This window comes from Rhizobium sp. BK591, assembly GCF_014195045.1.
Taxonomy (GTDB): domain Bacteria; phylum Pseudomonadota; class Alphaproteobacteria; order Rhizobiales; family Rhizobiaceae; genus Rhizobium; species Rhizobium anhuiense.
Window position 1 is genome coordinate 367,655 of the sequence record NZ_JACIAZ010000002.1, and the last position, 24,832, is coordinate 392,486.

Below are 24,832 nucleotides of genomic sequence, written 5' to 3' on the forward strand. Positions count from 1 at the left end.
TCATGCATTGCCGGTGGCGGCGCGCACCAGCGCTTCCGGTGACAGTTCGGCGCGTTCGAAAATTCCGGCAGACAGGCCTTCCTTCATCACCAGCACGCGGTCCGACATGCCGATGATTTCGGGCAGTTCGGATGAGACCATGATGATCGACAGGCCCTCGGCGGCGAGTTCGCTGATGAAGCCGTGCACGGCCGCCTTCGAGCCGATATCGATGCCCTTGGTGGGTTCGTCGAGGATGATGACCTTCGGCGCGGTCGCCAGCCATTTGCCGATGACGACCTTCTGCTGGTTGCCGCCCGACAGCGTGCCGACCGGCACGGAAAGGGCCGCGGCGCGCAAATCCAGCCGCTCGGCATATTTGCGGGCGAGCGCGAATTCTTCGGCCGCCCTGAGGAAACCCCGGCGCGAGGTGCGGGCCAGTGACGGCAGTGTCATGTTCTGGAAGATCGGCATCGGCAGCGCCAGTCCATGGCGGCCGCGTTCCTCCGGCACGTAAACGATGCCGGCGCGGATCGCATCCTGCGGCGAATGGATGGTGATCTCGCGGCCTTCGAGCATCATCTTGCCGGAGAGCGGCCTGGTGATGCCGAAGAGCGATTGCGACAGTTCCGAGCGGCCGGCGCCGATCAGGCCGTATATGCCGAGAATCTCGCCCTGGCGCAGGGTGAAGGAGATGTCGCGGAACTCGGTGCGATGGCTGTAATGACTGATCTCGAGAACCGGGCCGCCAATGGCGACATCGATCTTCGGAAAGGCGTTTTCGACGTCGCGGCCGACCATCATGCGGACGATCTCGTCCTGCGGCGTCTCCTTGAGCCGGCCCTGGCCGACGGCGCGGCCGTCGCGGAAGACGACGAAGTCGTCGGCGATCTCGTAAACCTCGTCGAACTTGTGGCTGATGAACAGGATCGCCTTGCCCTGTTCCTTCAGGCCCCGGACGATGCGGAAGAGATCGTCGATCTCCTTGCGGGAAAGGGCTGCCGTCGGTTCGTCCATGATGACGATGCGGGCCTCGATCGAGAGTGCGCGCGCAATCGCCACCAGATGGCGCTGCGCGATCGAGAGGTCCTTCAGCCGGATCGTCGGATCGATATTGCTTTCGAGCGCGGTCAGCAGCGCCTTGGCGCGGCTGTTCATCGTCTGCCAATCGATGGTGCGCCAACGTGTGCGCGGCGCATGGCCGAGGAAGATGTTTTCGGCAACCGTCAGCTCGTCGAACAGCACGGTTTCCTGATGGATGGCGGTGACGCCGGCATCGATCGCGGCCTGGGCGCTGGCGAAGGTTACCGGCCGGCCGTCGACGAGGATCTCGCCTTCATTCGGCCGGTAGATTCCGGTCAGGATCTTGACGAGCGTCGATTTGCCGGCACCGTTTTCGCCGATCAGCGCCGTCACCGTGCCGGGATGCAGCGCGATGCTGACATTGTCGAGCGCCTTCACGCCCGGGAAGATCTGGGAGATGCCGCGCATTTCCAGAATGGCTGGCGCATCACCGGTTTTGCTGTCCGTGGCGGTTTGTTGAAAGGCGGCGTTCATCAAGCTTCTACCAGTGTCGAATGAGAATCCCGGCGGCCGTCGAGCCGCCGGGCTTTTATGCGTCGCTCCGGATCAGAAGACCTTGGAGAACTGGTCGATGTTCGAAGCATTGTAGACGAAGGGATCGGCCATGGCGGCTTCGCCGTTGTCGCCGACCTTGATCTTGCCCATGCGGCCGACTTCGATCTCGCTGCCCGGCTTGCCGTCGGTTTCGCCCTTGACGAGGCGATAGGCGATCTGCGTTGCGGAGTAGCCGAGGTCGATCGGGTTCCAGATGGCGAATTCCTTCGTGGCGCCCGACTTGATCGCGCCGGCCATTTCGGAAGGCAGACCGAGGCCGGTGACGTAGACCTTGCCGACAAGGCCCTTGTCTTCGACGACCTTCGAAGCAGCGAGAACGCCGACCGTCGTCGGAGCGACGATGACCTTGACGTTCGGGTTCGACTTCAACAGGCCTTCGGCTTCACGATAGGACTTGTCCGAGAGGTCGTCGCCATAAACTGTCGTGACGAGGTTGAGGCCCGGGAAATCCTTGAGCTGCTTCTTCATCTGGTCGATCCAGATGTTCTGGTTGGTCGAGGTGGTCGTTGCCGACAGGATGGCGAAGTCGCCCTTGCCGCCGTCGAGATGGTCCTTGGCGAGCGTCAGGCACATCTTGCCGATCAGCTCGTTGGACGACGGGTTGAGCTGCAGGATACGGCCTTCAGGCGCGACGCCCGAATCCCAGGAGATCACCTTGATGCCGCGTTGCGCCGCCTTCTTCAGCGCCGGAACGAGCGCGTCAGGATCATTGGCCGAAACGGCGATGGCGTTGACGCCCTGGGCGATCAGCGAATTGATGACTTCGATCTGGCCTTCGGCCGTCGTCGACGTCGGACCGGTATAGATGACCTCGACACCGCCGAGTTCCTTGGCGGCTTCCTGCGCGCCCTTGTTGGCGGCATCGAAGAAGCCGTTGCCGAGCGACTTGACGACGAGGCCGATCTTGATGTCGGCGGCGCTGGCCGTTCCCGCCATCATGGCGACGGCAAATGCCACGCCGATTGCGAGTTTCTTTGCGAGTTTCATGCTTTCATCCTCCCACTTGATTGACACTCTTCACACCTGGCCGGCGCCTCATGCGACCGACGAGGAATCCTCCTTGATTGCCTGTGCGACCGGGCTCGCGACAATGAGCCTGATGCCGGCATTTTCGATCATCCTGGCGGCTTCCTCCGGAATGCCGTCATCGGTGATCACAGTCGACACGCGCTCGAGCGGGCACAGAATGAGGCTCGAGCGGCGATGGAACTTGCTGGAATCGGCCATGACGACCAATTCGTCGGCCTGATGCATCAGCTTCTGTTCGCTCTGGATGATCAGCGCGTCGGCTTCCATGATGCCGAGCGGGCCGATACCCTGCGCGCCGATGAAGAAACGGCGGGCGTAGAAATTGCGGATCGCGTCATTGTCGAAGGGGGAGAGGATCAGGCTCTGTTCGCGATAGATCGCGCCGCCCGGCACTGTCACCGTGTTCTTCGAATGCTTGACCAGATGTTCGGCGATCGCGAAGGAATTGGTCATCACCTGCAGGCGGTGCGCCGCCATGAAATGCACCATCTGGAAGGTGGTCGTGCCGCCATTGATGATGATCGCGTCACCCGGATCGCAAAGCTCGACCGCCTGGCGGGCGATTGCGCGCTTCTTGTCGATGTTGACCGATTCCGAAACACGGAAAGGGCGCCCGGCAAGATTGCCGAGCTGCGGCGGATGCACCGCCTCGGCGCCGCCGCGCACACGCCGGATCTTGCCCTGGACATGAAGAGCCGCGATGTCGCGCCGGATCGTCGCCTCGGAAGCCTCGGTCAGTTCGGAAATATCCTGAACCGTCACGACGGACTTTTCCTGAACGGCGCTCAGAATAATGCGATGGCGTTCGCGTTCGTGCATGGGGCTCCTCCTTCAATCGTTTATTTCCCACATATGACAATGTGTCAATCAAAAACGATCATAAATTTTCATATTGCGCTGCACAATAATCGAATTTGATCGTTTTCGATTGACAAGCTGCGTTTTGATGAGCGATACCGTCAACGAAAAGGGGCGCGAACCCTCGCGCCCCGATGACGATTTCATATGGGAGGATGACATGGCGGCGAACGTCCGGCTTCTGGAAAACCGGTGGGATGATGGTTACGCGGCAGGTCTCGACGAGCCCGGCAAGCTGCTTTATCGCTCCAACCTGCTCGGCGCCGACAAGCGCATCACCAATTACGGCGGCGGCAACACCTCGGCGAAGGTAATGGAAACCGATCCGTTGACCGGCGGCAAAGTCAAGGTGCTCTGGGTCAAGGGTTCGGGCGGCGATGTCGGCACGATCAAGCTCGACGGTTTCGCGACACTCTACCAGGACAAGCTGGAATCGCTGAAAGGCATCTACAAGGGCGTCGAGGATGAGGACCGCATGGTTGGCTTCCTGCCGCACTGCACCTTCAACCTGAACGCCCGCGCCGCCTCGATCGATACGCCGCTGCACGGTTTCGTGCCTTTCACCCATGTCGACCACATGCACCCCGATGCGATCATCGCGATTGCCGCATCGAAGAATTCCAGGGAGCTGACGCAGCAGATCTTCGGCGACGAGATCGGCTGGCTGCCCTGGCGTCGCCCGGGCTTCCAGCTCGGCCTCGACCTCGGCGCTTTCGTCGCCGCCAATCCGAATGCCAAGGGCGTCGTGCTCGAAAGCCATGGCCTCTTCACCTGGGCTGACGACGCCAAGGCTTGCTATGAGCTGACGCTCGATATCATCAACAAGGCGATCGTCTGGTTTGCCGGAAAGACCGAGGGAAAGACGATTTTCGGCGGCGCCGTCACGCAGAGCCTGGCCGTTGCCGAGCGCCGCGCCATCGCTGCCCGGCTGATGCCGGAAATCCGCGGCCGCATCGGCAAGCAGGAGCGCAAGCTCGGCCATTTCGACGATCAGGACGCCGTGCTCGAATTCGTCAATTCCAAGGATTTGCGCCCGCTCGGCGCGCTCGGCACTAGCTGCCCGGATCATTTCCTGCGCACCAAGATTCGCCCGCTGATCGTCGATTTCGATCCGGCCAAGCCGGATGTCGACGCGATCGTCGCCGGTCTCGACCAGGCGCTGAAGGACTACCGCGCCGATTACGCCCGCTATTACAACGACTGCAAGCATGACAATTCGCCGGCCATGCGCGACGCCAATCCGGTCATCTTCCTCGTCCCCGGCGTCGGCATGCTGTCCTTTGCTCGCGACAAGGCGACGGCCCGCATCGCCAGCGAATTCTACGTCAACGCCATCAATGTCATGCGCGGGGCGTCGACGGTCTCGGAATATCAGGGCCTGCCGGAGCAGGAAGCCTTTGATATCGAATACTGGCTGCTTGAAGAGGCCAAGCTCCAGCGCATGCCGAAGCCGAAGAGCCTCGCCGGCCGCGTCGCCTTCGTCACCGGCGGCGCCGGCGGCATCGGCCGGGCGACGGCGGCGCGCCTCGTCGGCGAGGGCGCCTGCGTGGTGCTTGCCGATATCGACCAGGCGGCGCTCGAGGGCACCGAAGCTGATTTCGTCAAGAAATATGGCGCCGACGCCGTCCGCAGCGTCCGGCTCGACGTCACCCAGGAACATGCGGTGATCGCCGCCTTCGTGGAAGCCTGCGTCGAATTCGGCGGCGTCGATATTCTCGTCTCGAATGCCGGCATTGCCTCCTCCGCGCCGATCGAAACAACCGAGCTGTCGACCTGGAACCGCAATATCGATATTCTGGCGACCGGTTATTTCCTCGTCTCGCGTGAAGCGTTCCGCCTGTTCCGCCGTCAGGCGCTCGGCGGCAACGTCATCTTCGTCGCCTCGAAAAACGGTCTTGCCGCCTCGCCGAACGCGTCTGCCTATTGCACCGCCAAGGCTGCCGAAATCCATCTCGCCCGATGCCTGGCGCTGGAAGGTGCCGATGCCGGCATCCGCGTCAACACGGTCAACCCGGATGCCGTCCTGCGCGGCTCGAAGATCTGGAGCGGCGAATGGCGCGAGCAGCGCGCCGCCTCGTCGAAGATCGAGGTGGACGATCTCGAGGAACATTACCGCAAGCGTTCGATGCTGAAACTCAACGTGTTTCCGGAAGATATCGCCGAGGCGATCTATTTCCTCGCTTCGGACCTCTCGGCAAAATCGACCGGCAACATCATCAACGTCGATGCCGGCAACGTGCAGAGCTTTACGCGCTGATTTTGATTGACGGCGGATGCGTCGGCCCCTCACCCTAACCCTCTGCCCGTCATGACGGGGAGAGGGGACTTGCCTGACGAAACGTTGGAGCGGGACGGAGACGGCGCGGCAAATTCCCTTCTCCCCGTCTGAACGGGGAGAAGGTGCCAGCAGGCGGATGAGGGGCTGCCGCTACGGCAAAGTCCCAATGTTTAAAATGCATAGCCGGGAGGAAGACATGGCCGAATTCAGGATCGCGCAGGATCTGGTCGCAACGGATAACGACAAGCGGGCAACCGCGCTGAAAGCCGATTACGAGGCGCTGGGCGCAGCGCTTGCCCGCCGCGGCGTCGATATCGAGGCGGTCACCCGCAGGGTTGCCGAATTCTTCGTCGCCGTTCCCTCCTGGGGTGTGGGCACCGGCGGCACGCGGTTTGCCCGTTTCCCCGGCACCGGCGAGCCGCGCGGGATTTTCGACAAGCTCGACGATTGCGCCGTCATCAATCAGCTGACGCAGGCGACGCCGAATGTCTCCCTGCATATTCCCTGGGACAAGGCGGATGCACGGGAGTTGAAGGCCAAGGGCGACGCGCTCGGCCTCGGCTTCGATGCGATGAATTCCAACACCTTTTCCGATGCGCCCGGCCAGGCCCATTCCTACAAATACGGTTCGCTCAGCCACACCGACGCGGCAACGCGGGCGCAGGCGGTCGAGCACAATCTCGAATGCATCGAGATCGGCAAGGCGCTCGGCTCCAAGGCATTGACGGTCTGGATCGGCGACGGCTCGAACTTCCCCGGCCAGAGCCATTTCACCAAGGCTTTCGAGCGTTACCTCGCCTCGATGGCTGACATTTACAAGGCGCTGCCCGACGATTGGAAGCTGTTCTCCGAACACAAGATGTACGAGCCGGCCTTCTATTCCACGATCGTGCAGGATTGGGGCACCAACTACCTGATCGCCCAGACGCTAGGCCCCAAGGCCTATTGCCTCGTCGACCTCGGCCACCATGCGCCGAACACCAATATCGAGATGATCGTCGCCCGCCTGATCCAGTTCGGCAAGCTCGGCGGTTTCCACTTCAACGATTCGAAATATGGCGACGACGATCTCGATGCCGGCGCGATCGATCCTTACCGGCTGTTCCTGGTGTTCAACGAGCTGGTCGATGCCGAGCAGCGCGGCGTCAACGATTTCAACCCGGCCCATATGATCGACCAGTCGCACAATGTCACCGATCCGATCGAAAGCCTGATCAACAGCGCCAACGAAATCCGCCGCGCCTATGCGCAGGCCCTGATCGTCGACCGCAAGGCACTCTCCGGTTATCAGGACGACAATGATGCGCTGATGGCGTCAGAAACGCTGAAGCGCGCCTATCGCGCCGATGTCGAGCCGATCCTCGCCGAAGCGCGCCGCAGGGCCGGCGGCGCGATCGACCCGATCGCTGTCTACCGCGCCAGCGGTTACCGCAGACAAGTGGCGGCCGAGCGTCCGGCTTCCGCTGCCGGCGGCGGCGGTATCATCTGAGCCGCCAAGCCGAATAGATATGACTGCCGGCAGCGCGGGGTGAAGCGCTGCCGACAATCGCCGTTTACGGCTTCCATTGCCCCGCGACCTGTCGGGTGGCGACGTTCAGCCGGTTCCAGATATTGATATTGGCGATGGCGACGACGAGGGCCGCAAGGCTCTTGCCATCGTAGTGCCGGGTCGCTTCATCCCAGATATCATCCGGCACCGGATCCGCCCGATCGCTGAGGCGGGTGATCGCCTCGGTGAGCGCAAGCGCGGCGCGTTCGGCATTGCTATAATAGGGGGCGTCGCGCCAGCCGGCGACGGCAAAGAGCCGCTCGTCGGTCTCGCCGTGTTTGCGGGCAATGCGCCAATGACCATCGATGCAGACGCTGCAGCCGTTGATCTGGCTGGCGCGCAGATTGACCAGTTCGAGCAGCTTTGGCGAAAGACCGGTTTCTGTCGGCACCTTGCTGAGCGCATTGAGCGCCTGCATGGCCGCGGGAAGGACGAGGGCTGGATTTCCCATTCTCTCCTGCATGACCAATTTTTCCTGCATGATATGTCTCCTTGATGCGTTTGTCGTTTGACGATCCGCCGGCGCTGTCACATCGGCCGGGTTTCATGCGTCATGGCTCTGACGGAACGCAGCGGAGGAATGTGACACATGGACGAGAAAAAATGGCTGGCCGATGAATTCGAGGCGAACAGGGCGCACCTGAGGGCTGCCGCTTATCGCATGCTCGGCTCGCGCAGCGAGGCAGATGATGCCGTTCAGGAGGCCTGGCTGCGGCTCCACCGCACGGACACGACAGGGGTCGGCAATCTCGGCGGCTGGCTGACGACGGTGGTGGCGCGCATCTGCCTCGACATGCTGCGCGCCCGCAAGACCCGGCGCGAGGAGCCGCTGGAGGCGCCGCTCCACGCCGGGATCGCCGATCCGGCGAACGATCCGGAGCGTGAGGCCGCCTTTGCCGACTCGGTCGGTATGGCACTGCTCGTGGTGCTGCAGACATTGGCGCCCGCCGAACGTGTCGCCTTCGTGCTGCACGACATGTTCGATCTGCCCTTCGACGAGATCGCCCCGATCATCGGCCGTTCGTCGGCCGCCACCCGCCAGCTCGCAAGCCGCGCCCGCCGCCGGGTGCAGGGCTTGGACGAAGCGCCTGATGTCGATCTCGGGCGCAAGCGGACGATCGCCGAGGCCTTTCTGACCGCGTCGCGGAACGGCGATCTGGAAGGCTTGATCGCGGTGCTTGCTCCTGACGTCGTCTTCCGGCCGGATGCGACGGCCGCCCGCTTCGGCACCATTGGCGAGATGCGCGGCGCAGCTCAGGTGGCCGAAGCCTTCAAGGGCCGGGCCCAGGCAGCCGAAATCGCCATCGTCGGTGGCGAGCTCGGATTCGTCGTGCAGATCGCGGGCCAGCTGCGCGTCGTGGTGGCGCTGACGATCGACGATGGCAGGATCGCCGCGATCGACGCCATCGCCGATCCGGATCACCTGGAACGGCTCGACTATTCGATCCTTCGAGATTGAAAACAAACGTCAATTTTCCGGATCTTCGAAACAGGCGCGCTTCGAAAGGAGCGTGCCCGCTGGCGTTTCCTCAGTGGCGAGGGCCGTGTCATTTTCCTTGACAGCGGTGTGTCCGGCCTTATTCTATTATAAAGATTTATATAGCATAATTATGGAATTTGATGGATATGCGCTGCGGCATCATCTCCAGCTTCCCCCACCTTTTCCATGATGACAAGAGATGACCGAGAGTGATCCCGGTCCGAGACTTCGAAAGGAATGCATATCATGTCCGGCGATCAGGCGAAGAAGCCGCTCCTCCTCACCAATGTCAAACCGATGGCTTTCGCTGCGGGCACGTCCGAGGGGGGGGTCGACATTCTCGTCAATGCCGACGGCAGGATCGCCGAGATCGGTCCGTCGCTTGTGGTCTCGCAGGATGTAGCGCGCATCGACGGCAAAGGCGCCTTCATCTCACCCGGCTGGGTCGACCTGCACGTGCATATCTGGCACGGCGGCACCGACATTTCTATCCGTCCCTCCGAGTGCGGTGTCGAGCGCGGTGTCACCACGCTGGTCGATGCCGGTTCGGCCGGTGAGGCGAATTTCCATGGCTTCCGCGAATATATCATCGAGCCCTCGCGCGAGCGCATCAAGGCCTTCCTGAATCTGGGCTCGATCGGCCTCGTCGCCTGCAATCGCGTCGCCGAACTCAGGGATATAAGAGATATCGATCTCGACCGCATCCTCGAAGTCTATGCCGAAAACAGCGAGCATATCGTCGGCATCAAGGTGCGCGCCAGCCATGTCATCACCGGCTCTTGGGGCGTCACGCCGGTCAAGCTCGGCAAGAAGATCGCCAAGATTTTGAAAGTGCCGATGATGGTGCATGTCGGCGAACCGCCGGCGCTCTATGATGAGGTGCTGGAGATCCTCGGCCCCGGCGACGTCGTCACCCATTGCTTCAACGGCAAGGCCGGTTCGAGCATCATGGAGGACGAGGACCTCTTCAGCCTTGCCGAGCGCTGCGCCTCCGAGGGCATCCGTCTCGACATCGGCCATGGCGGCGCCTCCTTCTCCTTCAAGGTCGCCGAAGCGGCGATTGCGCGCGGGCTGCTGCCGTTCTCGATCTCGACCGACCTGCACGGCCATTCGATGAACTTCCCGGTCTGGGACCTGGCGACGACGATGTCGAAGCTGCTGAGCGTCGGCATGCCCTTCGACAAGGTGGTGGAAGCCGTCACCCATGCGCCGGCATCCGTCATCAAGCTGTCGATGGAGAACCGGCTTTCGGTCGGCTCTCAAGCCGAATTCACGATTTTCGACCTGGTCGATTCCGACCTCGAAGCGACGGATTCCAATGGCGACGTCTCGGTTCTCAACAAGCTGTTCGAGCCGCGCTACGCAGTGATGGGCGCCGATGCCTTCGCCGCCAGCCGCTACGTGCCGCGGGCACGCAAGCTGGTGCGCCACAGCCACGGCTATTCCTACAGGTAGGATTGGCTGAAGAGGGCGAGGATCAGCGGTTACGCCAGCCCATCAGCTTTTCGATCCGTTCCGCCGAACTGCGCACATGCGCGGTGTAGTGGTTCTCGTCGGAAAAGGCCTTCTGCTCCGGCAGCACGATGGAAATGGTGGCGACGCACTGGCCGTCGCGATCGCAGATCGGCGAGGCGATGCAGGCAACCGCATAATCCGATTCCCCCGCCTGGATCGACAGGCGCGACTCGAAGGCCTTGCCGGCGGCTTCCGACAGTGTGCCCGGGTCGATCTCGGCGCGGCCGGTCGGTGAGGAGCGGGCGCAGCGCTTGAACAGTTCGATGCGCTCCTCCTCGGGCAGGTGGCCGACGAGCAGGCGGCCGGAGGCCGTCCAGTTCAGCGGCACGCGGGTGCCGACGCGCGACGCCACCTGGAAATGGCTCGGGCCGTCGGCCATGGCCAGCACCAGCATATAATCGCCGTCGCGGCCGCAGACCTGCACGGTTTCGCCGGCCTGGCGGCAGAGATCGTGCATTTCATGGGTGGCGATGCTCATGAAATCCAGCGATCGCGCATAGGCAAGGCCGTAATGATAGAGCCGCGCACCGAGCCAGATCGAGCCGTCCGCCTGGCGCGTCAGCATGTTCTTCTCGACGAGATCGTCGACGATGACGTAAACGGTCGACAGCGGCGCCTTGACCGCCTTGGCGATAGCGTAGACGCCGGCGGGCGATCCGGTCTCATAGAGATGATCGATCACCTGCAGCGCACGGTCGATACCGCTAACACGCGCGCGGCGAGCACCCTTGCCACCGGCCTCGCCGGCAACGCTCTCATCTTCGGAATAAACTGCGGGTGATGTCTTTCCGTCCAATTCCACGCACCTCATGAAAACTGCGATTATGTTACATTACTATGGCATAGCTGTCGCCGTGGCAAATCGCAACATCTTGTAGGTTGATCGTCTGGGCGGATGTGATGGCGGTGGAATGACGTTGGAACAACCAGCCGCAGCCTGAGTTTGCCCCTCAACCCAGGAGGTCATCATGACGAATTATCCAACACCACCCTTCCCATCCCAGAAACAGCCGATGCCGGGTTTTACCGCGCAGATGGAACCGATTCCCGACCATGGCGAAAAAAGCTATCGCGGATCCGAACGGCTCAAGGGCAAGCGGGCGATCATCACCGGCGGCGATAGCGGCATCGGTCGGGCCGTGGCGATTGCCTATGCCCGTGAAGGCGTCGATCTGCTGATCTCCTATCTCGACGAGGATGAGGATGCCGACGAGACGAAACGGCTCGTCGAGCAGGCCGGGCGCAAGGCTGTGCTCGTCAGCGGCGACATCCAGGATCCCGCCCACTGCAGGCAGATCGTCGAGACGGCGGTCAAGGAACTGGGCGGTATCGACATTCTCGTCAACAACGCCGCGCATCAGGCGAGCTTCAAGAGTATCGACGAGATCAGCGACGAGGAGTGGGAACTGACTTTCAAGGTCAACATCCATGCGATGTTCTACCTGACCAAGGCAGCCGTCGCCCATATGAAGCCCGGCAGTGCCATCATCAATACGGCCTCGATCAATTCGGACAATCCGAACCCGACACTGCTTGCCTATGCGACGACCAAGGGCGCGATCCAGAATTTCACTGCCGGCCTTGCCCAGCTTCTGGCCGAAAAAGGCATTCGCGCCAATGCGGTGGCGCCGGGCCCGATCTGGACGCCGCTCATCCCTTCGACGCTGCCGGAAGAAAGCGTCAGCAATTTCGGCAAGCAGGTGCCGATGAAGAGGCCGGGCCAGCCGGCCGAGCTTGCCACAGCCTATGTGATGCTGGCCGATCCCTTGTCGAGCTATGTCTCCGGCGCGACAATCGCGGTCACCGGCGGCAAGCCCATTCTCTAATGCATGTCGCCCGGAAGTGTTCAGCGGTTCCTGGATAGGAGCTAAACCGGCTTGCCGTAGCCACCGCCGGTCGGCGTCGTGATGATCACGGCGTCACCGGCTGCGAGTATCGCCTGATCGCAGCCTTCCAGCTTTTCGACTTGGCCGTCGCCGCGGCGGATCTCGGTTTTCCCCAACTGCCCGTCTTCCCCGCCGAACAGGCCGAAAGGCCGGATCGTACGGTGCGAGGAGAGGATGCTGCAATCCATCGTCTCCAGGAAGCGGATGGTGCGCTCGGTACCGCCGCCGGAACTATATTGCCCCTTGCCGCCGGAACCGCGGCGGATGTGGAAATCTTCCAGCACGACGGGAAAACGGAATTCCAGCACCTCCGGATCGGTCAGCCGCGAATTGGTCATGTGGCTGTGCACGCCATCGGCACCGCTGAAGCCGGTGCCGTCATTGAGCACGCCGGCGGGGCCGCCGGCGCAGATCGTCTCGTAATATTGATAGGTGGCGTTGCCGAAAGTCAGGTTGTTCATCGAGCCCTGGGCTGCCGCCAGTGTTCCGAGCGCTCCGAACAGCGCATTGGTCACATGCTGGCTGGTTTCGACATTGCCGGCGACGACGGCAGCCGGATAGGTCGGGCGCAGCATCGAGCCGTCGGGCACGATGATGCGGATCGGCCGGAGGCAACCGGCATTCATCGGGATCGGCTGCTCGACCATGACACGGAAGACATAGAGCACGGCGGCGCGTGTCACCGGTTCCGGCGCATTGAAATTGGTCGGCTGCTGTGCGCTCGTGCCGGTGAAGTCGACCGTTGCCTCGCGCGCTTTCCTGTCGACGGTGATCTTCACCTTGATAACGGCGCCCTGGTCGGTGGGGTAGGTGAATTCGCTGTCGCTCAGCCGGGCGATGACCCGGCGCACGCTTTCTTCGGCATTGTCCTGGACATAGCCCATATAGGCTTCGACGACGTCGAGCCCGAAATGGGCGACCATCTTGCGCAATTCGTGCACGCCCTTTTCGTTGGCGGCGATCTGCGCCTTCACGTCGGCGACATTCTGGGCAGGATTGCGGGCGGGGTAGGGGTGGTCCGTCAACATCGCCGCGAAGTCGGCCTCACGAAAACGCCCCTTATCGACCAGCAGGAAATTGTCGATCAGCACGCCTTCCTCATCGACCTTCGTCGCCCGCGGGGTCATCGAGCCCGGCGCCTTGCCGCCGATATCGGCATGATGGCCGCGCGAGGCGACATAGAAGAGGATGACCTCTCCGGCATCGTCGAAAACAGGCGTGACGACGGTGATGTCGGGCAGATGCGTGCCGCCATTATACGGTGCGTTGAGCGCGAAGACGTCGCCCGGGCGGATGTTACCTTGGTTGAGGCGGATGATCGTTTCGACCGAACGGTCCATGGAGCCCAGATGCACCGGCATGTGCGGCGCGTTGGCGACGAGTGCGCCGGTGCGGTCGAAGACGGCGCAGGAGAAATCGAGCCGCTCCTTGATATTGACCGAATGGGCCGTGTTCTGCAGCGTCACGCCCATCTGCTCGGCGATCGCCATGAACAGGTTGTTGAAGACTTCGAGCATCACGGGGTCGGCGCTGGTGCCGATCGCCGCATTGCGCGACAGCGGGATCTCGCGGATGAGGACGATATGGTTGCGGCCGGTGAGCCTTGCCTGCCAGCCCGCCTCGACGACGATCGTCTGATGCGGTTCGATGATCAGCGCGGGGCCTTTGAGGACGGCGCCCGGCTTTAGCGCCTCGCGCTTGAAGATGCCGGCCTCGTGCCATGTTCCACCGGAATAGAAGCGGGTGGTGCGCAGCGCTTCCGGCGCCGAGGCGTCCGCCTGAATGTCCGCCTCCTCGATGTCGGCGCCGCCGCCGATGCCCTCGACTTCGATGGAATCGACGACAACAGGCCGGTCGTCGAAGATGAAGCCGAACTGCTTCTTGTGGGCGACGGCAAAGGCTTGCGCCATCTCCTCCTGCTGCCCGAAGGCAACGGGCAGGGCCGTGTCGGTGCCCTTATATTGCAGGTGCAGTCGGGTGACGATCTCCAGATCGGCCGCCTCGACGCCTTGCAGCGTCATTTCCCCACGCACCTCCTCTTCCAGCTCGGCCCTGACGGCGCCGATCGTCGTCAAGGCCGTGTCGAGTTCGGTCAGGACGGCGCGCTGGCGCGTGGCGCGGATATCGGCAAGACCCATGCCATAGGCCGAAAGGATGCCGGAGAAGGGGTGGATCAGCACGGTCTTCATGCCGAGGCTGTCGGCCACGAGGCAGGCATGCTGGCCGCCGGCGCCGCCGAAGCAGGTGAGCGCATAGTCCGAAATGTCATAGCCGCGCTGCACGGAGATTTTCTTGATGGCATTGGCCATGTTCTCGACGGCGATGGCGAGAAAACCGTCGGCGACGTCTTCCGCCGTCCGCCCTCTGCCGATCGTCTGCGCCATCTCGGCAAAGGCGCTGCGCACCGCCTCGGCATCGAGCGGCTGGTCCTGCCCCGGCCCGAAGATTTCAGGGAAGAAATCCGGCAGCAGCTTGCCGGTCATGATGTTGGCGTCGGTGACGGCAAGCGGACCGCCGCGGCGGTAGGATTTCGGACCGGGCGTCGCCCCGGCTGAATCGGGACCGACGCGGAAGCGCGAACCGTCATAACTCAGGATCGAGCCGCCGCCGGCAGCAACGGTGTGGATTTTCATCATCGGCGCGCGCATGCGCACACCGGCGACCTCAGTCTCGAAAGCGCGTTCCAGTTCGCCGTCGTAATGCGAGACATCAGTCGAAGTGCCGCCCATGTCGAAGCCGATCATTCGGTCAAAGCCGGCGATGCGCGAGACCTCGACCGCGCCGACCACGCCGCCGGCGGGGCCGGACAGGATCGCATCCTTGCCCTGGAAGAGGTGCGCGTCGGTCAGCCCGCCGGAAGACTGCATGAACATCAGCTTCGGGCCCTCTGCGTCGCCGGTGCCGAGCTCGGCGGCAACCTGATCAACATAACGCCGGAGAACCGGAGACAGATAGGCATCGACGACGGCGGTGTCGCCGCGCCCGACAAGCTTGATCAGCGGTGAAACGACATGCGAGGGCGAGATCTGCGTGAAACCGATTGCGCTGGCGATGGCGGCGGCCTGCTGCTCATGCTCGGGATAGCGGTAGGCATGCATGAAGACGATGGCGACGGCGCGCAGGCCGCTGGCATAGGCGGCTTCAAGCGCTTGTCGCAGGTCATGCTCGTTAAGGGCACGTTCCACTGTGCCGTCCGCCAACACCCGCTCGTCGGCCTCGATGACATCGGCATAAAGCAGTTCCGGCTTGACGATCTTCTTGGCGAAGATATCGGCGCGGGCCTGGTAGCCGATCTCCAGCGCATCGCGGAACCCCTTCGTCGTCACCAAGAGGGTTGGATCGCCCTTGCGTTCCAGGAGGGCATTGGTGGCGACCGTCGTTCCCATCTTCACCGCGCCGATGAGGTCGGAAGGGATCGGTTCGCCCGGCTCAAGGCCAAGCAATTCACGGATGCCGTGCACGGCCGGGTCGCGATAGGCTTCCGGATTTTCTGAGAGCAGCTTGTGGGCGATGAGCGAACCGTCCGGACGGCGTGCGACGATATCGGTGAACGTGCCGCCGCGATCGACCCAGAAATCCCATTGCCTGCCCATCGTCCGGTCTCCTGTTAAACTGAAATTTTATTGACGATTTATCGATAAAATGTCAACGTTCTCCCTCTTGGATCATGGAGGGATGCGCATGTCGGATGGACGCGGACGACAGGAAATCGGACCGATCGTCTCCTCAGCCCATCTCGCCGATGGCGCGCTTCCGGCCCTTTCGGAGCTCGAGTTCGGCCTTATCCTCGCCGGCAACGCCTTCGACCGCTGGATGGTACGCTGCATGACGGCCGCGGGCGAGCCCGGATGCGCCGCGATCGACGTGCTGGTGCTGCATTCGGTGGCTCACCGGCAACGGCCGAAGCGGCTCGGCGATCTCTGCAGCGTGCTCGGTGTCGAGGATACGCATCTGGTGATTTATGCAATCAAGAAGCTGGAAAAGCGCGGCCTGGTGACAAGCACCCGGGCGGGCAAGGAGAAGCTGGTTGCCGCTACCGGAAAGGGCGTTGAAACCTGCCTGAAATACCGGGCAGTGCGGGAGGCGCTGCTGGTGGAATCGGTCAAGGGGCTCGGCCTCGATGCCGCAGCGACATCGGCGGTGGCCGCCACGCTCCGGGCGCTGTCGGGCCATTACGATCAAGCGGCAAGGGCCGCCGCCTCTTTCTGACGGCAGCCCTTGACGGGGGCAGGGAGAGATCCCCCGAAATTTCAGGCGGCGTGTTCAGCCGAAGCAGGGCATTGCCGGCAGATTGGCGCGGCTTGCAAGCGCTCCGATCACGTTGCCCACCGAGGTCGGCCGCGGTTCGCGTTTGCCGGCGGCCGTCTCCAGGAGCTGCTTGAAGTCTTCAAGCTTCACGCCGTCGGCGCGCAACACCATGGCGATCAGGGGGTCGCGAAGAGCTTCGGATATCGTCAGGTCGTCTCTGGTCTTTCTCATGGTTGTCCTCCTTTCGTGGGCGGTCGCCCGTGTTCCACTTGCCGCTGCCATACCCTCGGCATTGACTTTCGCAGTTCGTGGTGTTACCGGTAAGTAACAATGCATTTGTTACCGATCGGTCACATTGATGTCAAGGACTACGTCCGCAAAAAAATCAGAAACTTCGAATGAAATCTCCGTAGTCGTTTCAGAAGATCGCATCCCGCCGCGGGAGCGAATCGTCTCGACCGCCTCGGAGCTTTTCCGCGAACGCGGCATTCGCGGCATCGGCGTCGATGCCATCGCCGACGCGGCGCTCACCAACAAGATGACGCTCTACCGGCATTTCGGCTCAAAGGACGAGCTCGTCTGCGAAACGCTGCGCCGCGCCTCCGAAAAGGCCGGCGCCATCTGGCACGATCTGGAAGTGGCCTATCCCGGCAATCCGCGCGCCCAGCTCTACGCCTGGGTGGAGACGCGGGCGCAATGTCTGAACGGCGAGCCTGCCGGCTGCGATCTCGCCAATGCTGCCATCGAGTTGAAGGGCGAGGGCCATCCCGCCCACGAGATGATCGAGCGGCACAAGGCCGAACAGCGTGATCGCCTGGCCGCGCTCTGTTCGGCGGCCGGTGCGCGCGAACCCGAGCTTCTTGCCGATACGTTGACACTGCTGCTCGAGGGTGCGCGCGTCACGCGCCAAGCCATGGGCACTGCCAACTGCTGCGGTCATTTCGCCAAGGCCTGCAACGCAGCGATTGCCTCTTTCGCCTGACCGCCACTCTAAAGCGCCGCGCGTCTTTTCAGACGCGCGAAGGGCACCGTAGCATTTTGAACCATGCAGTCGGGGAACCTTACCGCTTCCGTGTCGTTTTTCCATCACCGGAGGGCAATGTGGAGGCAGGGAGATGAACTACGTCTATCTCAAGCGCCTATATGCCAAACGCGCCGAGCTCGAAGCCAAGCTGGAGCTTCATGATGCGCGCTATTGTTTCGGCGAGGAAGAAGTCGATGATGGCACCGACAGCGATCTGCGTCAGCGGTTGAGCGAGATCTCCGAGGAAATTGCGACGCTGGAGAGCAGGCCGGGCGGCTAATCCGCGCCAAGGATCTCCGTCGTCCGCTCGTCGAATTTTCCCTGATAGAAATGCTCGATCACCCGGTGGAAGGGCGACCCATGGTCGCTGATGGCGGCAAACAAGGTCATCGAGGAGCGGAGCTTGAGGTCGTCCGGCGAGCCCAGGATTTCATGCGCTGATCGGCCGTCAACCGACAAGATCGCCTCGACACAGCGCAACAGCCGGCTTGAGAGAATGGGATCGGCGAGATAGGCGGCGGCTTCCTCAGCCGAACGGATCGCATATTTTTCGGCCATTGCAGAGGTGCCAAGACCGGCGATCTGCGGAAAAATAAACCACATCCAATGGGAGGTCTTGCGCCCGGCCTTCAGTTCCGACAGCGCCTGTTCATAGACGCCGTTCTGGGCATCGATGAAGCGGTCGAAGTCGTAGTCGATGTCACCGGCCATGGTCCCTTTTCCTGCTGTCAACGCAGCCTGGGCCAAGGTCTCCATGCCCGGCGAGCTAGCTTTCCTGTTAGCAGACCCTTTCAGCGTAGGGGCTGCTGTCACGGCAATGGCCGTAAGCCGGATGATGCGGCGTGTTATCATCTGATGTGGCGGCAATGGCCGATGTCGTCATCGGGTCCGTACCACCGGAAGAATATGCGGCGAAGCCCGCAAAGCTCAAGAGAACCAAGGCTCCGACCACGACGATGCGCTCGAAGGGCGAAAGTTTCTGGGCGCTGACATGGTCTACATAGTCGCGCTCGCCCAAGCCGGTGGTTTCATCCTCTTTCGCATGGAGGGTCACCATATCCTGGCGACGGCTCAAAGTTTCACAATCTGTCATTTTAATTACTCCTGCAACACATGCGGAGCCGGCCTCTCAAGAGTAAGCTCGCACCCTCATGCCGAAGCGGCTTCGCATGCGTGCAGCATGTGTGTCTTCGATCGTGGCAATTGAAGGGGCGATATGCAAACTCAGTGTTCAAAAAATCGCACTAATAAACGCAAAATATCGTGAAGCTCTGGCCCGTCGGAATGATCCGGGGTAGGTCAGAGGATCATCTTTTTTCTGGATCGTCTCATGAGCAAATCCTTCGGCGCGATGTCGGTCGCCCAGCTTTCTCTCCTCATTCAAGGCGGTGCGGCCGATCCGCTTGAAGTGGCCGAGACGGTCTTCGATTCCATCGCGCATTATGCCGACAAGGCTGTCTTCACTGCACTTACCGAAAGCCGGGCGATGGAGGAGGCGCGCGCCGCCTCGAAGCGTCTGCGGGAAGGGCGCTCGCTGGGATTGCTGGACGGCATTCCGATCGCCTGGAAAGATCTTTTCGACATGGAGGGACTGCCGACGACAGCCGGTTCCGTCGTCCTGGCGGCGGACGCGCCCGCCAAGCGCGATGCGGCCGTCGTCGGTTTGCTCAGGCACGCGGGCATGGTCGCCGTTGGGCGCACCAATATGAGCGAATTTGCCTTTTCCGGCCTCGGAATCAATCCGCATTACGGCACGCCGGTTAATCCGCGTGGCACCGATCTCCCGCGCATTCCCGGCGGCTCCTCCTCCGGCGCCGGCGTCGCCGTCGCGGCCGGGTTGGTGCCGGTCGCCATGGGCACCGATACCGGCGGCTCGGTGCGCATCCCCGCCGCCTTCAACGGTATCGTCGGCTACAAGGCGACACGCGGCCGCCATGCGATGGCAGGCGTCTATCCGCTGGCAAAGAGCCTGGATTCGCTGGGGCCGCTCTGCCGCAGCGTCAGGGATGCGGTCTGGATCGATGCGGCGATGCGTGGATTGACGGCGCCGGCGGTCATTGAACGCCCCTTGCAGGGGCTGGAACTGATCGTGCCCGAAAACGTCGTCTTCGACGGAGCCGAACCCGGCGTCGTCGCTGCGTTCGAGGCGGCTCTGGAACGTCTCCAAAAGGCCGGCGCCCATGTCGCCCGCACTGTCATCCCCGCCTTCAACGAGATCTTCGATCTGATGACGAGATACGGTCCGCTGGTGACGGCGGAGGCTTTTGCACTTCACCGCGAACGCTTGGCCGGGCCGGATGCGGACAGGATGGATCACCGTGTCGTCATGCGAACGCGGCTCGGAAGCACGACGACGCTGCCCGATTACCTCAGAATTCTCGAGGCGCGCAGCCGCCTGATCGCCGATGTCGAGCGCCTTGTCGGCGACCGGCTGATCGCCTTTCCCACCGTTGCCCATGTCGCGCCGCCGATCGGACCGCTGGAGCAGGACGACGAGCTGTTCTTCGCAACGAACAACAAGACGCTGCGCAACACCGCACTCGGCAATTTCCTCGACTGGTGCGGCGTTTCCGTTCCCTGCGGCACGGGAGAGGCCGGTATGCCGGTCGGCCTGCTGCTGTCGGCGACCGGCCATCGCGATGAGGCGCTGCTGGGGATTGCCCTTGCCGCCGAGGCGGTCATCCGCGGCGATTTCGCCTGAATTGCAATTGAACCGCCGGGCTTTTATTGCCATTGATGGCAGGGGGAGATCCTGGAGGAAGACACGTGCAGGTTTTGCAAAACGGACGTTTCGCGGTTTCGACATGGTCGCTGCATCGGCTGCTCGGCGCCGTGTATGCCTATAGCCCCGATCCTGATAAAAGTGCCGCGCCGAAGGAACCCTATGGCCCCGGCGCCGCAGCGCTGATCGACGTGCCGGCGGCACTCTCGGCGCGCGGCATCAACCGGCTGGAGATCTGCTCCTTCCATCTGCCGAGCCTCGATGCTGCCTATATAAGCGAGTTGCGCGATGCGATGGCGGTCTCGAACGTGTTGTTCCAGACGCTGCTCGTCGAGGACGGCGATCCGAGCCATCCCGAGACGGCCGAACGCGACGTCAAATGGATGGCGGAGTGGATCGATATCGCCGCTGCCCTTGGAGCGCAAAGGATGCGCGTCATCGCCGGCAAGCAGAAACCGACGGAGGAAAACCTTGCCCGCGCCGCCCGTCATCTGAGCTGGCTGGGCGGAAAGGCAGAAGGCAGCGGCGTGCGCGTCGTCGTCGAGAATTGGTTCGACCTGCTGCCGTCGCCCATCGAGATGAACTGGCTGCTGGACCGGCTGGACGGCAAGGTCGGCCTCAACGGCGACCTCGGCAACTGGGCGGCGCCGGCGAAATATGAAGGCCTGGCCGACATCATGGGCCGGGCGGAAATTTGCCACGCCAAGGCCGATTATGGCGTCACCGGCCTCGATGCCGACGATTATCGCAAGTGCCTGGAGATGTGCGAGCGGGCCGGCTATGACGGTCCCTTCACGCTGATCTACGACTCGCCCTTCTTCCCCGATGAATGGGACGGCATTCTGCTGCAAAAGGCGTTCATCGAGGATTTCCTGCGCGAGGTGCCGGCGCGCAGGACGGCTTAATCAGACGCGTTTCGCTCATTCCTGGCGCGGGAACCTCTGGTTTTCCTCCAGCACGTTGAGATCCATGTGGTTGCGCATATAGCGCTCCGAGGCTTTCTGCAGCGGCTGGTAGTCCCATGGATAATAGGCGCCGTTGCGCAGCGCTGCATAGACCACCCAGCGGCGCGCCTGGCTTTCGCGCACGGCTGCGTCGAAAGCGGCAAGATTCCATCGGCGCCCGGCCTGTTCGGCAAGCCTTGCCAAGATGTCGGCGTGCGCCGGGTCGGCCGCCAGATTGTCGAGTTCTTGGGGATCGGCCTCGAGGTCAAACAGCATCGGCGGGTCCTTCTCGCAGAGCGAGAGCTTGTACCGTCCGTCCCGAATGCAGACGAGCGGTGCTTCGGAACCCTCCGCGGCATATTCCATCGGCACCGGGCTGCGATTGCCGGTGCCTTCGGCAAGCAATGCCAGATCCTCGCCCTCGGTCCATGGTTTCAACGAAGCGATATCGATCCCGGCGAGACCGGCGAGCGTCGGCGTCACGTCGAGCGTGGAGACGGGCTGATCGATGCGTTTGGGCTTCCAGCCGGGGACTGCGATCATCAGCGGAACGCGGGCCGATCCTTCGAAGAAGTTCATCTTGAACCAGAGGCCGCGATCGCCGAGCATGTCGCCATGGTCCGAGGCGAAGAGAATGATCGTATTTTCCGCCATGCGCGTCCGTTCCAGGACGCCGAGAATCTCGCCGATCTTGTCATCGACATAGGAGACATTGGCGAAGTAGCCCCGCCTTGCCCGCCTGATTTGCTCATCGCTGATGTCGAAGGCATCGTGGTCACAGGCTTTCATCAGGCGCTGCGAATGCGGGTCTTGCCGCTCGAAGGCAATCGGCGCAACTGCCGGATCAAGGGCCGGGCAATCCTCATAAAGGTCCCAGAATTTGCGGCGCGCGACGTACGGGTCGTGCGGATGGGTGAAGCTGACGGTCAGGCACCAGGGGCGTCCGTCGTGGCCACGCGAGAGATCGAACAGCTTGCGGGCGGCATGGTAGGCGACCTCGTCGTCATACTCCATCTGGTTGGTGATTTCGGCAACACCGGCGCCGGTCACCGAACCGAGATTATGATACCACCAGTCTATGCGTTCGCCGGGCTTGCTATAGTCGGGTGTCCAGCCGAAATCGGCCGGGTAGATGTCCGTCGTCAGGCGCTCCTCGAAGCCATGCAGCTGGTCGGGGCCGACGAAATGCATCTTGCCTGATAGCGCCGTCTGGTATCCGGCAGCGCGCAGATGATGCGCGTAAGTCGGGATGTCGGAGGCGAATTCCGCCGCATTGTCATAGACGCGCGTCCGGCTCGGCAATTGTCCGGACATGAAGGAGGCTCGCGCCGGCGCGCAGAGCGGGCTTGCCGTATAGGTGTTGGTGAAACGCACGGAGCGCTCTGCCAATGATCTCAGATGCGGCGCATGAAGGAAATCCGCGGGGCCATCCGGAAAGAAGGTCCCGTTCAGCTGGTCCACCATCAGGATGAGGATATTCGGACGCGGCATGGAATTCCTCTTTTGCTATTTGAGAAATTTATTTAATCGCTTATTGTTGCGGCTGTAAAGACAGCTTTTTTCGATGGGTGACTAAAGGATTTTTTATGTCAGACCGCCCGCCCGAGCTTGGCTGGATGCGCATCTTCGTCGAGGTCGCGACACTCGGGAGCTTTTCGTCGGCGGCAGCACGTCTCGGGCTCACGCAACCGGCCGTCAGCTATCAGATGCGGCGGCTGGAAGAGCAATTCAGGGTCGGCCTGTTGCGCCGCCAGCATCGCGGCGTCGAGCTGACCGCGGAGGGCGAGCGGCTTTTCCAGGTCGCTGCCAAGACCGTCGGTGACATCGATGCGCTGGCGCGCAGCTTCCGCACCGAGGCTCAAAGACCGGTCGTCAGGCTGAGAACAGACTATGCTTTTTCAGCCCTTTGGCTGATCCCGCGCATGCATGGCTTTCGCCAGCTTCATCCGGAAACGGATATACAGATCGTCGCGACCCAGCGGCTCGAGCCCGGCTTTCGTGACGACGCAGATGTAGTGGTGGTTTTCGGGACGCGGGCGGAATTCGGCGCCTTCGGATCGCTGCTGTTGCAGGAAAAGGTCGTGCCCGTCTGCACACGAGGATTTCTCGATCGCAACGGCCCGTTCGACGATCCGCAGCAGCTTGCCAGGACGATCCTGATCCACCTCGATTCGCCGATGCCGCCACCCTGGTTCGATTGGCGAAGCTATCTTGCCGAATTCTCCGTCACGCGCGATCTCCATGCCGGCCGCGGGGATATCAGCTTCAACACCTATTCGCTGGTCGTCCAGGCTGCTCTCAGCGAGCAGGGCGTGGCGATCGGCTGGATGGGGCTGGTCGACACGCTTCTCTCCGCGCATATGCTGGTGGAAGCCGGGCCGCCGCTCGAGGCGCCCGACCGCGGTTACTGGCTGATACCGCCGCAATCGGCAAATATTCATAGCGAAAGGCTCAGCACCTGGCTGGTGGATGAAGTCGGCAGGACATGACATTCGGGAATATCGTCGCGTTTGGGAGAGAAGCCTTGTCATCAACGATGCCGGTCGACATTGTGACACTGATTCATAAGAAGGGTTGCCGAAGCATGTGGCGCACAATCGGATATGTCGTGGGATTGCTGATGATCCTCTCGGGGCTGATCTGGGTCGCCCAGGGAAGCGGCTATTTTCCCTATCCGTCATCCAGCTTCATGATCAACCAGAGCATCTGGATTCTCTGGGGAAGCATCACGGCTGCAGCTGGGCTTGCCGTGACAATCATCGTTTCACGGCTGCGCCGGAGAGGATGAGCCGGCAGAACATGCATGGCTTCGAGGAAATTCGACACCGAAGAGCTCCTCGAGGTGAAATATCTGGCCGCTGACGGCCTGTCGAAGTAAGGAGGATGGCATGAGCGCAGCTGAAATCGACGGCTTTGCGGAGCGGATCAGGAGCCACCGGGGCGGCATGATCTCCGCCTGGGTCGGCATTCCCGACGCCACGCTCGTCAATCATCTGGCGCAGGAGGCCTTCGATGCCGTCGTGCTGGATATGCAGCATGGCATGTGGGACATGCCATCGGCGGCGAACGCCGTCGGTCAGGTGCGGCTTGCCGGCAAGCCGGCGCTGGCGCGCATTCCGGTCGGCGATTTTGCTTCCGCCTCGCGCCTGCTCGATGCCGGCGCCTCCGGCATCATCGCGCCGATGATCAATTCGGTCGAAGACGCGCAAGCCCTGGTGCGGACCACGAAATACCCGCCCGCCGGCGAACGCAGCTGGGGACCGTCGCTGGCGCTGAATTATACCGGCCTGTCGGGTGATGATTATCTGAAGAACGCCAACGCGCTCACCGTCGCCATCGCCATGGTCGAGACCCGGGCGGCGCTCGACGCGATCGACGGTATCCTGGGTGTTGCCGGCATCGACGGCATTTTCGTCGGTCCGTCCGATCTTTCGATCGCACTGTCGAATGGCGACCAGGTGGCGCCGAACGCCGCCGAGATCGACAGCGCCATGCAGCATGCGGTTTCGCGCTGCCGCGCTCACGGCAAATTCGCCTGCGCCTATGCCGGCGACGGCGAACGAGCCGGCGAACTCCTGAAATTCGGCTTCGATCTGGTCATTGCCGGTGCGGAGACCACGCAATTGCGCTCCGGCGCCCGCCGGGCCATCAATGCCGCCCGCCGGATTGCTTCTGCTTGAGC

At 62.3% G+C, this 24,832-nt stretch carries 23 protein-coding genes; 13 read left to right on the forward strand and 10 right to left on the reverse strand.

The window, feature by feature from the left end; translation table 11 throughout:
* From FHX10_RS08830 to FHX10_RS08840, 3 genes are all read right to left on the reverse strand, one after another.
* Complete coding sequence (locus FHX10_RS08830) at positions 1-1,536, reverse strand: sugar ABC transporter ATP-binding protein (protein ID WP_028755719.1); 1,536 nt, start codon at positions 1,534-1,536, stop codon at positions 1-3.
* Positions 1,537-1,608: 72 nt separating this feature from the next.
* On the reverse strand, positions 1,609-2,604 hold the full coding sequence (rhaS, locus tag FHX10_RS08835) for a rhamnose ABC transporter substrate-binding protein (protein ID WP_028755720.1): 996 nt from the start codon (positions 2,602-2,604) through the stop codon (positions 1,609-1,611).
* 48 nt (positions 2,605-2,652) lie between these two features.
* Positions 2,653-3,465 (reverse strand): DeoR/GlpR family DNA-binding transcription regulator, encoded by an 813-nt coding sequence (locus FHX10_RS08840; protein ID WP_028755721.1) that lies wholly within the window; start codon positions 3,463-3,465, stop codon positions 2,653-2,655.
* A 199-nt stretch (positions 3,466-3,664) separates the two neighbouring features.
* On the opposite strand from FHX10_RS08840, the gene FHX10_RS08845 reads away from it, so the two are divergent.
* Positions 3,665-5,761 carry a bifunctional rhamnulose-1-phosphate aldolase/short-chain dehydrogenase gene (locus FHX10_RS08845; RefSeq protein ID WP_028755722.1) on the forward strand — a complete coding sequence of 699 codons (2,097 nt, stop codon included), beginning with the start codon at positions 3,665-3,667 and terminating at the stop codon, positions 5,759-5,761.
* Positions 5,762-5,978: 217 nt separating this feature from the next.
* Positions 5,979-7,271: an L-rhamnose catabolism isomerase gene (gene rhaI, locus FHX10_RS08850; RefSeq protein ID WP_028755723.1), complete on the forward strand. Its 1,293-nt coding sequence runs from the start codon at positions 5,979-5,981 to the stop codon at positions 7,269-7,271.
* Positions 7,272-7,335: 64 nt separating this feature from the next.
* Here the strand turns inward: rhaI and FHX10_RS08855 are convergent, their stop codons facing one another.
* Positions 7,336-7,794, reverse strand: coding sequence for a carboxymuconolactone decarboxylase family protein (locus FHX10_RS08855; protein ID WP_028755724.1), 459 nt, complete (start codon positions 7,792-7,794; stop codon positions 7,336-7,338).
* Positions 7,795-7,920: 126 nt separating this feature from the next.
* On the opposite strand from FHX10_RS08855, the gene FHX10_RS08860 reads away from it, so the two are divergent.
* Positions 7,921-8,790: a sigma-70 family RNA polymerase sigma factor gene (locus tag FHX10_RS08860; protein ID WP_028755725.1), complete on the forward strand. Its 870-nt coding sequence runs from the start codon at positions 7,921-7,923 to the stop codon at positions 8,788-8,790.
* A 267-nt stretch (positions 8,791-9,057) separates the two neighbouring features.
* Positions 9,058-10,266 (forward strand): amidohydrolase/deacetylase family metallohydrolase, encoded by a 1,209-nt coding sequence (locus FHX10_RS08865; RefSeq protein ID WP_028755726.1) that lies wholly within the window; start codon positions 9,058-9,060, stop codon positions 10,264-10,266.
* 22 nt (positions 10,267-10,288) lie between these two features.
* On the opposite strand, the gene FHX10_RS08870 is transcribed toward FHX10_RS08865, so the two are convergent.
* Entirely contained in the window at positions 10,289-11,137 is an 849-nt protein-coding gene (locus FHX10_RS08870) for an IclR family transcriptional regulator (protein ID WP_047612972.1), read from the reverse strand.
* Between the two features lie 157 nt (positions 11,138-11,294).
* On the opposite strand from FHX10_RS08870, the gene FHX10_RS08875 reads away from it, so the two are divergent.
* Complete coding sequence (locus FHX10_RS08875) at positions 11,295-12,152, forward strand: SDR family oxidoreductase (RefSeq protein ID WP_063476261.1); 858 nt, start codon at positions 11,295-11,297, stop codon at positions 12,150-12,152.
* 41 nt (positions 12,153-12,193) lie between these two features.
* On the opposite strand, the gene FHX10_RS08880 is transcribed toward FHX10_RS08875, so the two are convergent.
* Entirely contained in the window at positions 12,194-15,805 is a 3,612-nt protein-coding gene (locus FHX10_RS08880) for a hydantoinase B/oxoprolinase family protein (RefSeq protein ID WP_132573545.1), read from the reverse strand.
* Positions 15,806-15,893: 88 nt separating this feature from the next.
* Between FHX10_RS08880 and FHX10_RS08885 the strand changes: the two genes are divergently transcribed.
* A complete protein-coding gene (locus tag FHX10_RS08885) occupies positions 15,894-16,421 on the forward strand; it encodes a winged helix DNA-binding protein (RefSeq protein WP_132573543.1) in 528 nt (175 codons plus the stop codon).
* Between the two features lie 54 nt (positions 16,422-16,475).
* On the opposite strand, the gene FHX10_RS08890 is transcribed toward FHX10_RS08885, so the two are convergent.
* Positions 16,476-16,691: a hypothetical protein gene (locus FHX10_RS08890; protein WP_047612976.1), complete on the reverse strand. Its 216-nt coding sequence runs from the start codon at positions 16,689-16,691 to the stop codon at positions 16,476-16,478.
* Between the two features lie 127 nt (positions 16,692-16,818).
* Between FHX10_RS08890 and FHX10_RS08895 the strand changes: the two genes are divergently transcribed.
* Both FHX10_RS08895 and FHX10_RS08900 read left to right on the forward strand, forming a co-directional pair.
* Positions 16,819-17,442 carry a TetR/AcrR family transcriptional regulator gene (locus FHX10_RS08895; protein ID WP_097543448.1) on the forward strand — a complete coding sequence of 208 codons (624 nt, stop codon included), beginning with the start codon at positions 16,819-16,821 and terminating at the stop codon, positions 17,440-17,442.
* A gap of 133 nt (positions 17,443-17,575) precedes the next feature.
* On the forward strand, positions 17,576-17,764 hold the full coding sequence (locus FHX10_RS08900) for a hypothetical protein (RefSeq protein WP_047612978.1): 189 nt from the start codon (positions 17,576-17,578) through the stop codon (positions 17,762-17,764).
* On the opposite strand, the gene FHX10_RS08905 is transcribed toward FHX10_RS08900, so the two are convergent.
* Positions 17,761-18,195, reverse strand: a complete 435-nt coding sequence (locus FHX10_RS08905) for a DUF1810 domain-containing protein (protein WP_132573541.1) — start codon at positions 18,193-18,195, stop codon at positions 17,761-17,763. The genes FHX10_RS08900 and FHX10_RS08905 overlap by 4 nt on opposite strands.
* Before the next feature lie 67 nt (positions 18,196-18,262).
* Positions 18,263-18,541 carry a hypothetical protein gene (locus tag FHX10_RS08910; RefSeq protein ID WP_052213315.1) on the reverse strand — a complete coding sequence of 93 codons (279 nt, stop codon included), beginning with the start codon at positions 18,539-18,541 and terminating at the stop codon, positions 18,263-18,265.
* 273 nt (positions 18,542-18,814) lie between these two features.
* Between FHX10_RS08910 and FHX10_RS08915 the strand changes: the two genes are divergently transcribed.
* Positions 18,815-20,185, forward strand: coding sequence for an amidase (locus tag FHX10_RS08915; protein ID WP_132573539.1), 1,371 nt, complete (start codon positions 18,815-18,817; stop codon positions 20,183-20,185).
* A 65-nt stretch (positions 20,186-20,250) separates the two neighbouring features.
* The gene (locus FHX10_RS08920) at positions 20,251-21,111 is read left to right on the forward strand and encodes a TIM barrel protein (RefSeq protein WP_132573537.1); all 861 of its coding nucleotides are present in this window, start codon (positions 20,251-20,253) and stop codon (positions 21,109-21,111) included.
* Between the two features lie 15 nt (positions 21,112-21,126).
* On the opposite strand, the gene betC is transcribed toward FHX10_RS08920, so the two are convergent.
* Positions 21,127-22,641 (reverse strand): choline-sulfatase, encoded by a 1,515-nt coding sequence (gene betC / locus FHX10_RS08925; RefSeq protein WP_132573535.1) that lies wholly within the window; start codon positions 22,639-22,641, stop codon positions 21,127-21,129.
* A gap of 95 nt (positions 22,642-22,736) precedes the next feature.
* On the opposite strand from betC, the gene FHX10_RS08930 reads away from it, so the two are divergent.
* From FHX10_RS08930 to FHX10_RS08940, 3 genes are all read left to right on the forward strand, one after another.
* Positions 22,737-23,639: a choline sulfate utilization transcriptional regulator gene (locus FHX10_RS08930; protein ID WP_063476042.1), complete on the forward strand. Its 903-nt coding sequence runs from the start codon at positions 22,737-22,739 to the stop codon at positions 23,637-23,639.
* 95 nt (positions 23,640-23,734) lie between these two features.
* Positions 23,735-23,938: a hypothetical protein gene (locus FHX10_RS08935; RefSeq protein ID WP_047613481.1), complete on the forward strand. Its 204-nt coding sequence runs from the start codon at positions 23,735-23,737 to the stop codon at positions 23,936-23,938.
* Positions 23,939-24,038: 100 nt separating this feature from the next.
* Positions 24,039-24,830, forward strand: a complete 792-nt coding sequence (locus FHX10_RS08940; RefSeq protein WP_047612985.1) for an HpcH/HpaI aldolase family protein — start codon at positions 24,039-24,041, stop codon at positions 24,828-24,830.
* Positions 24,831-24,832 lie beyond the last annotated feature (2 nt).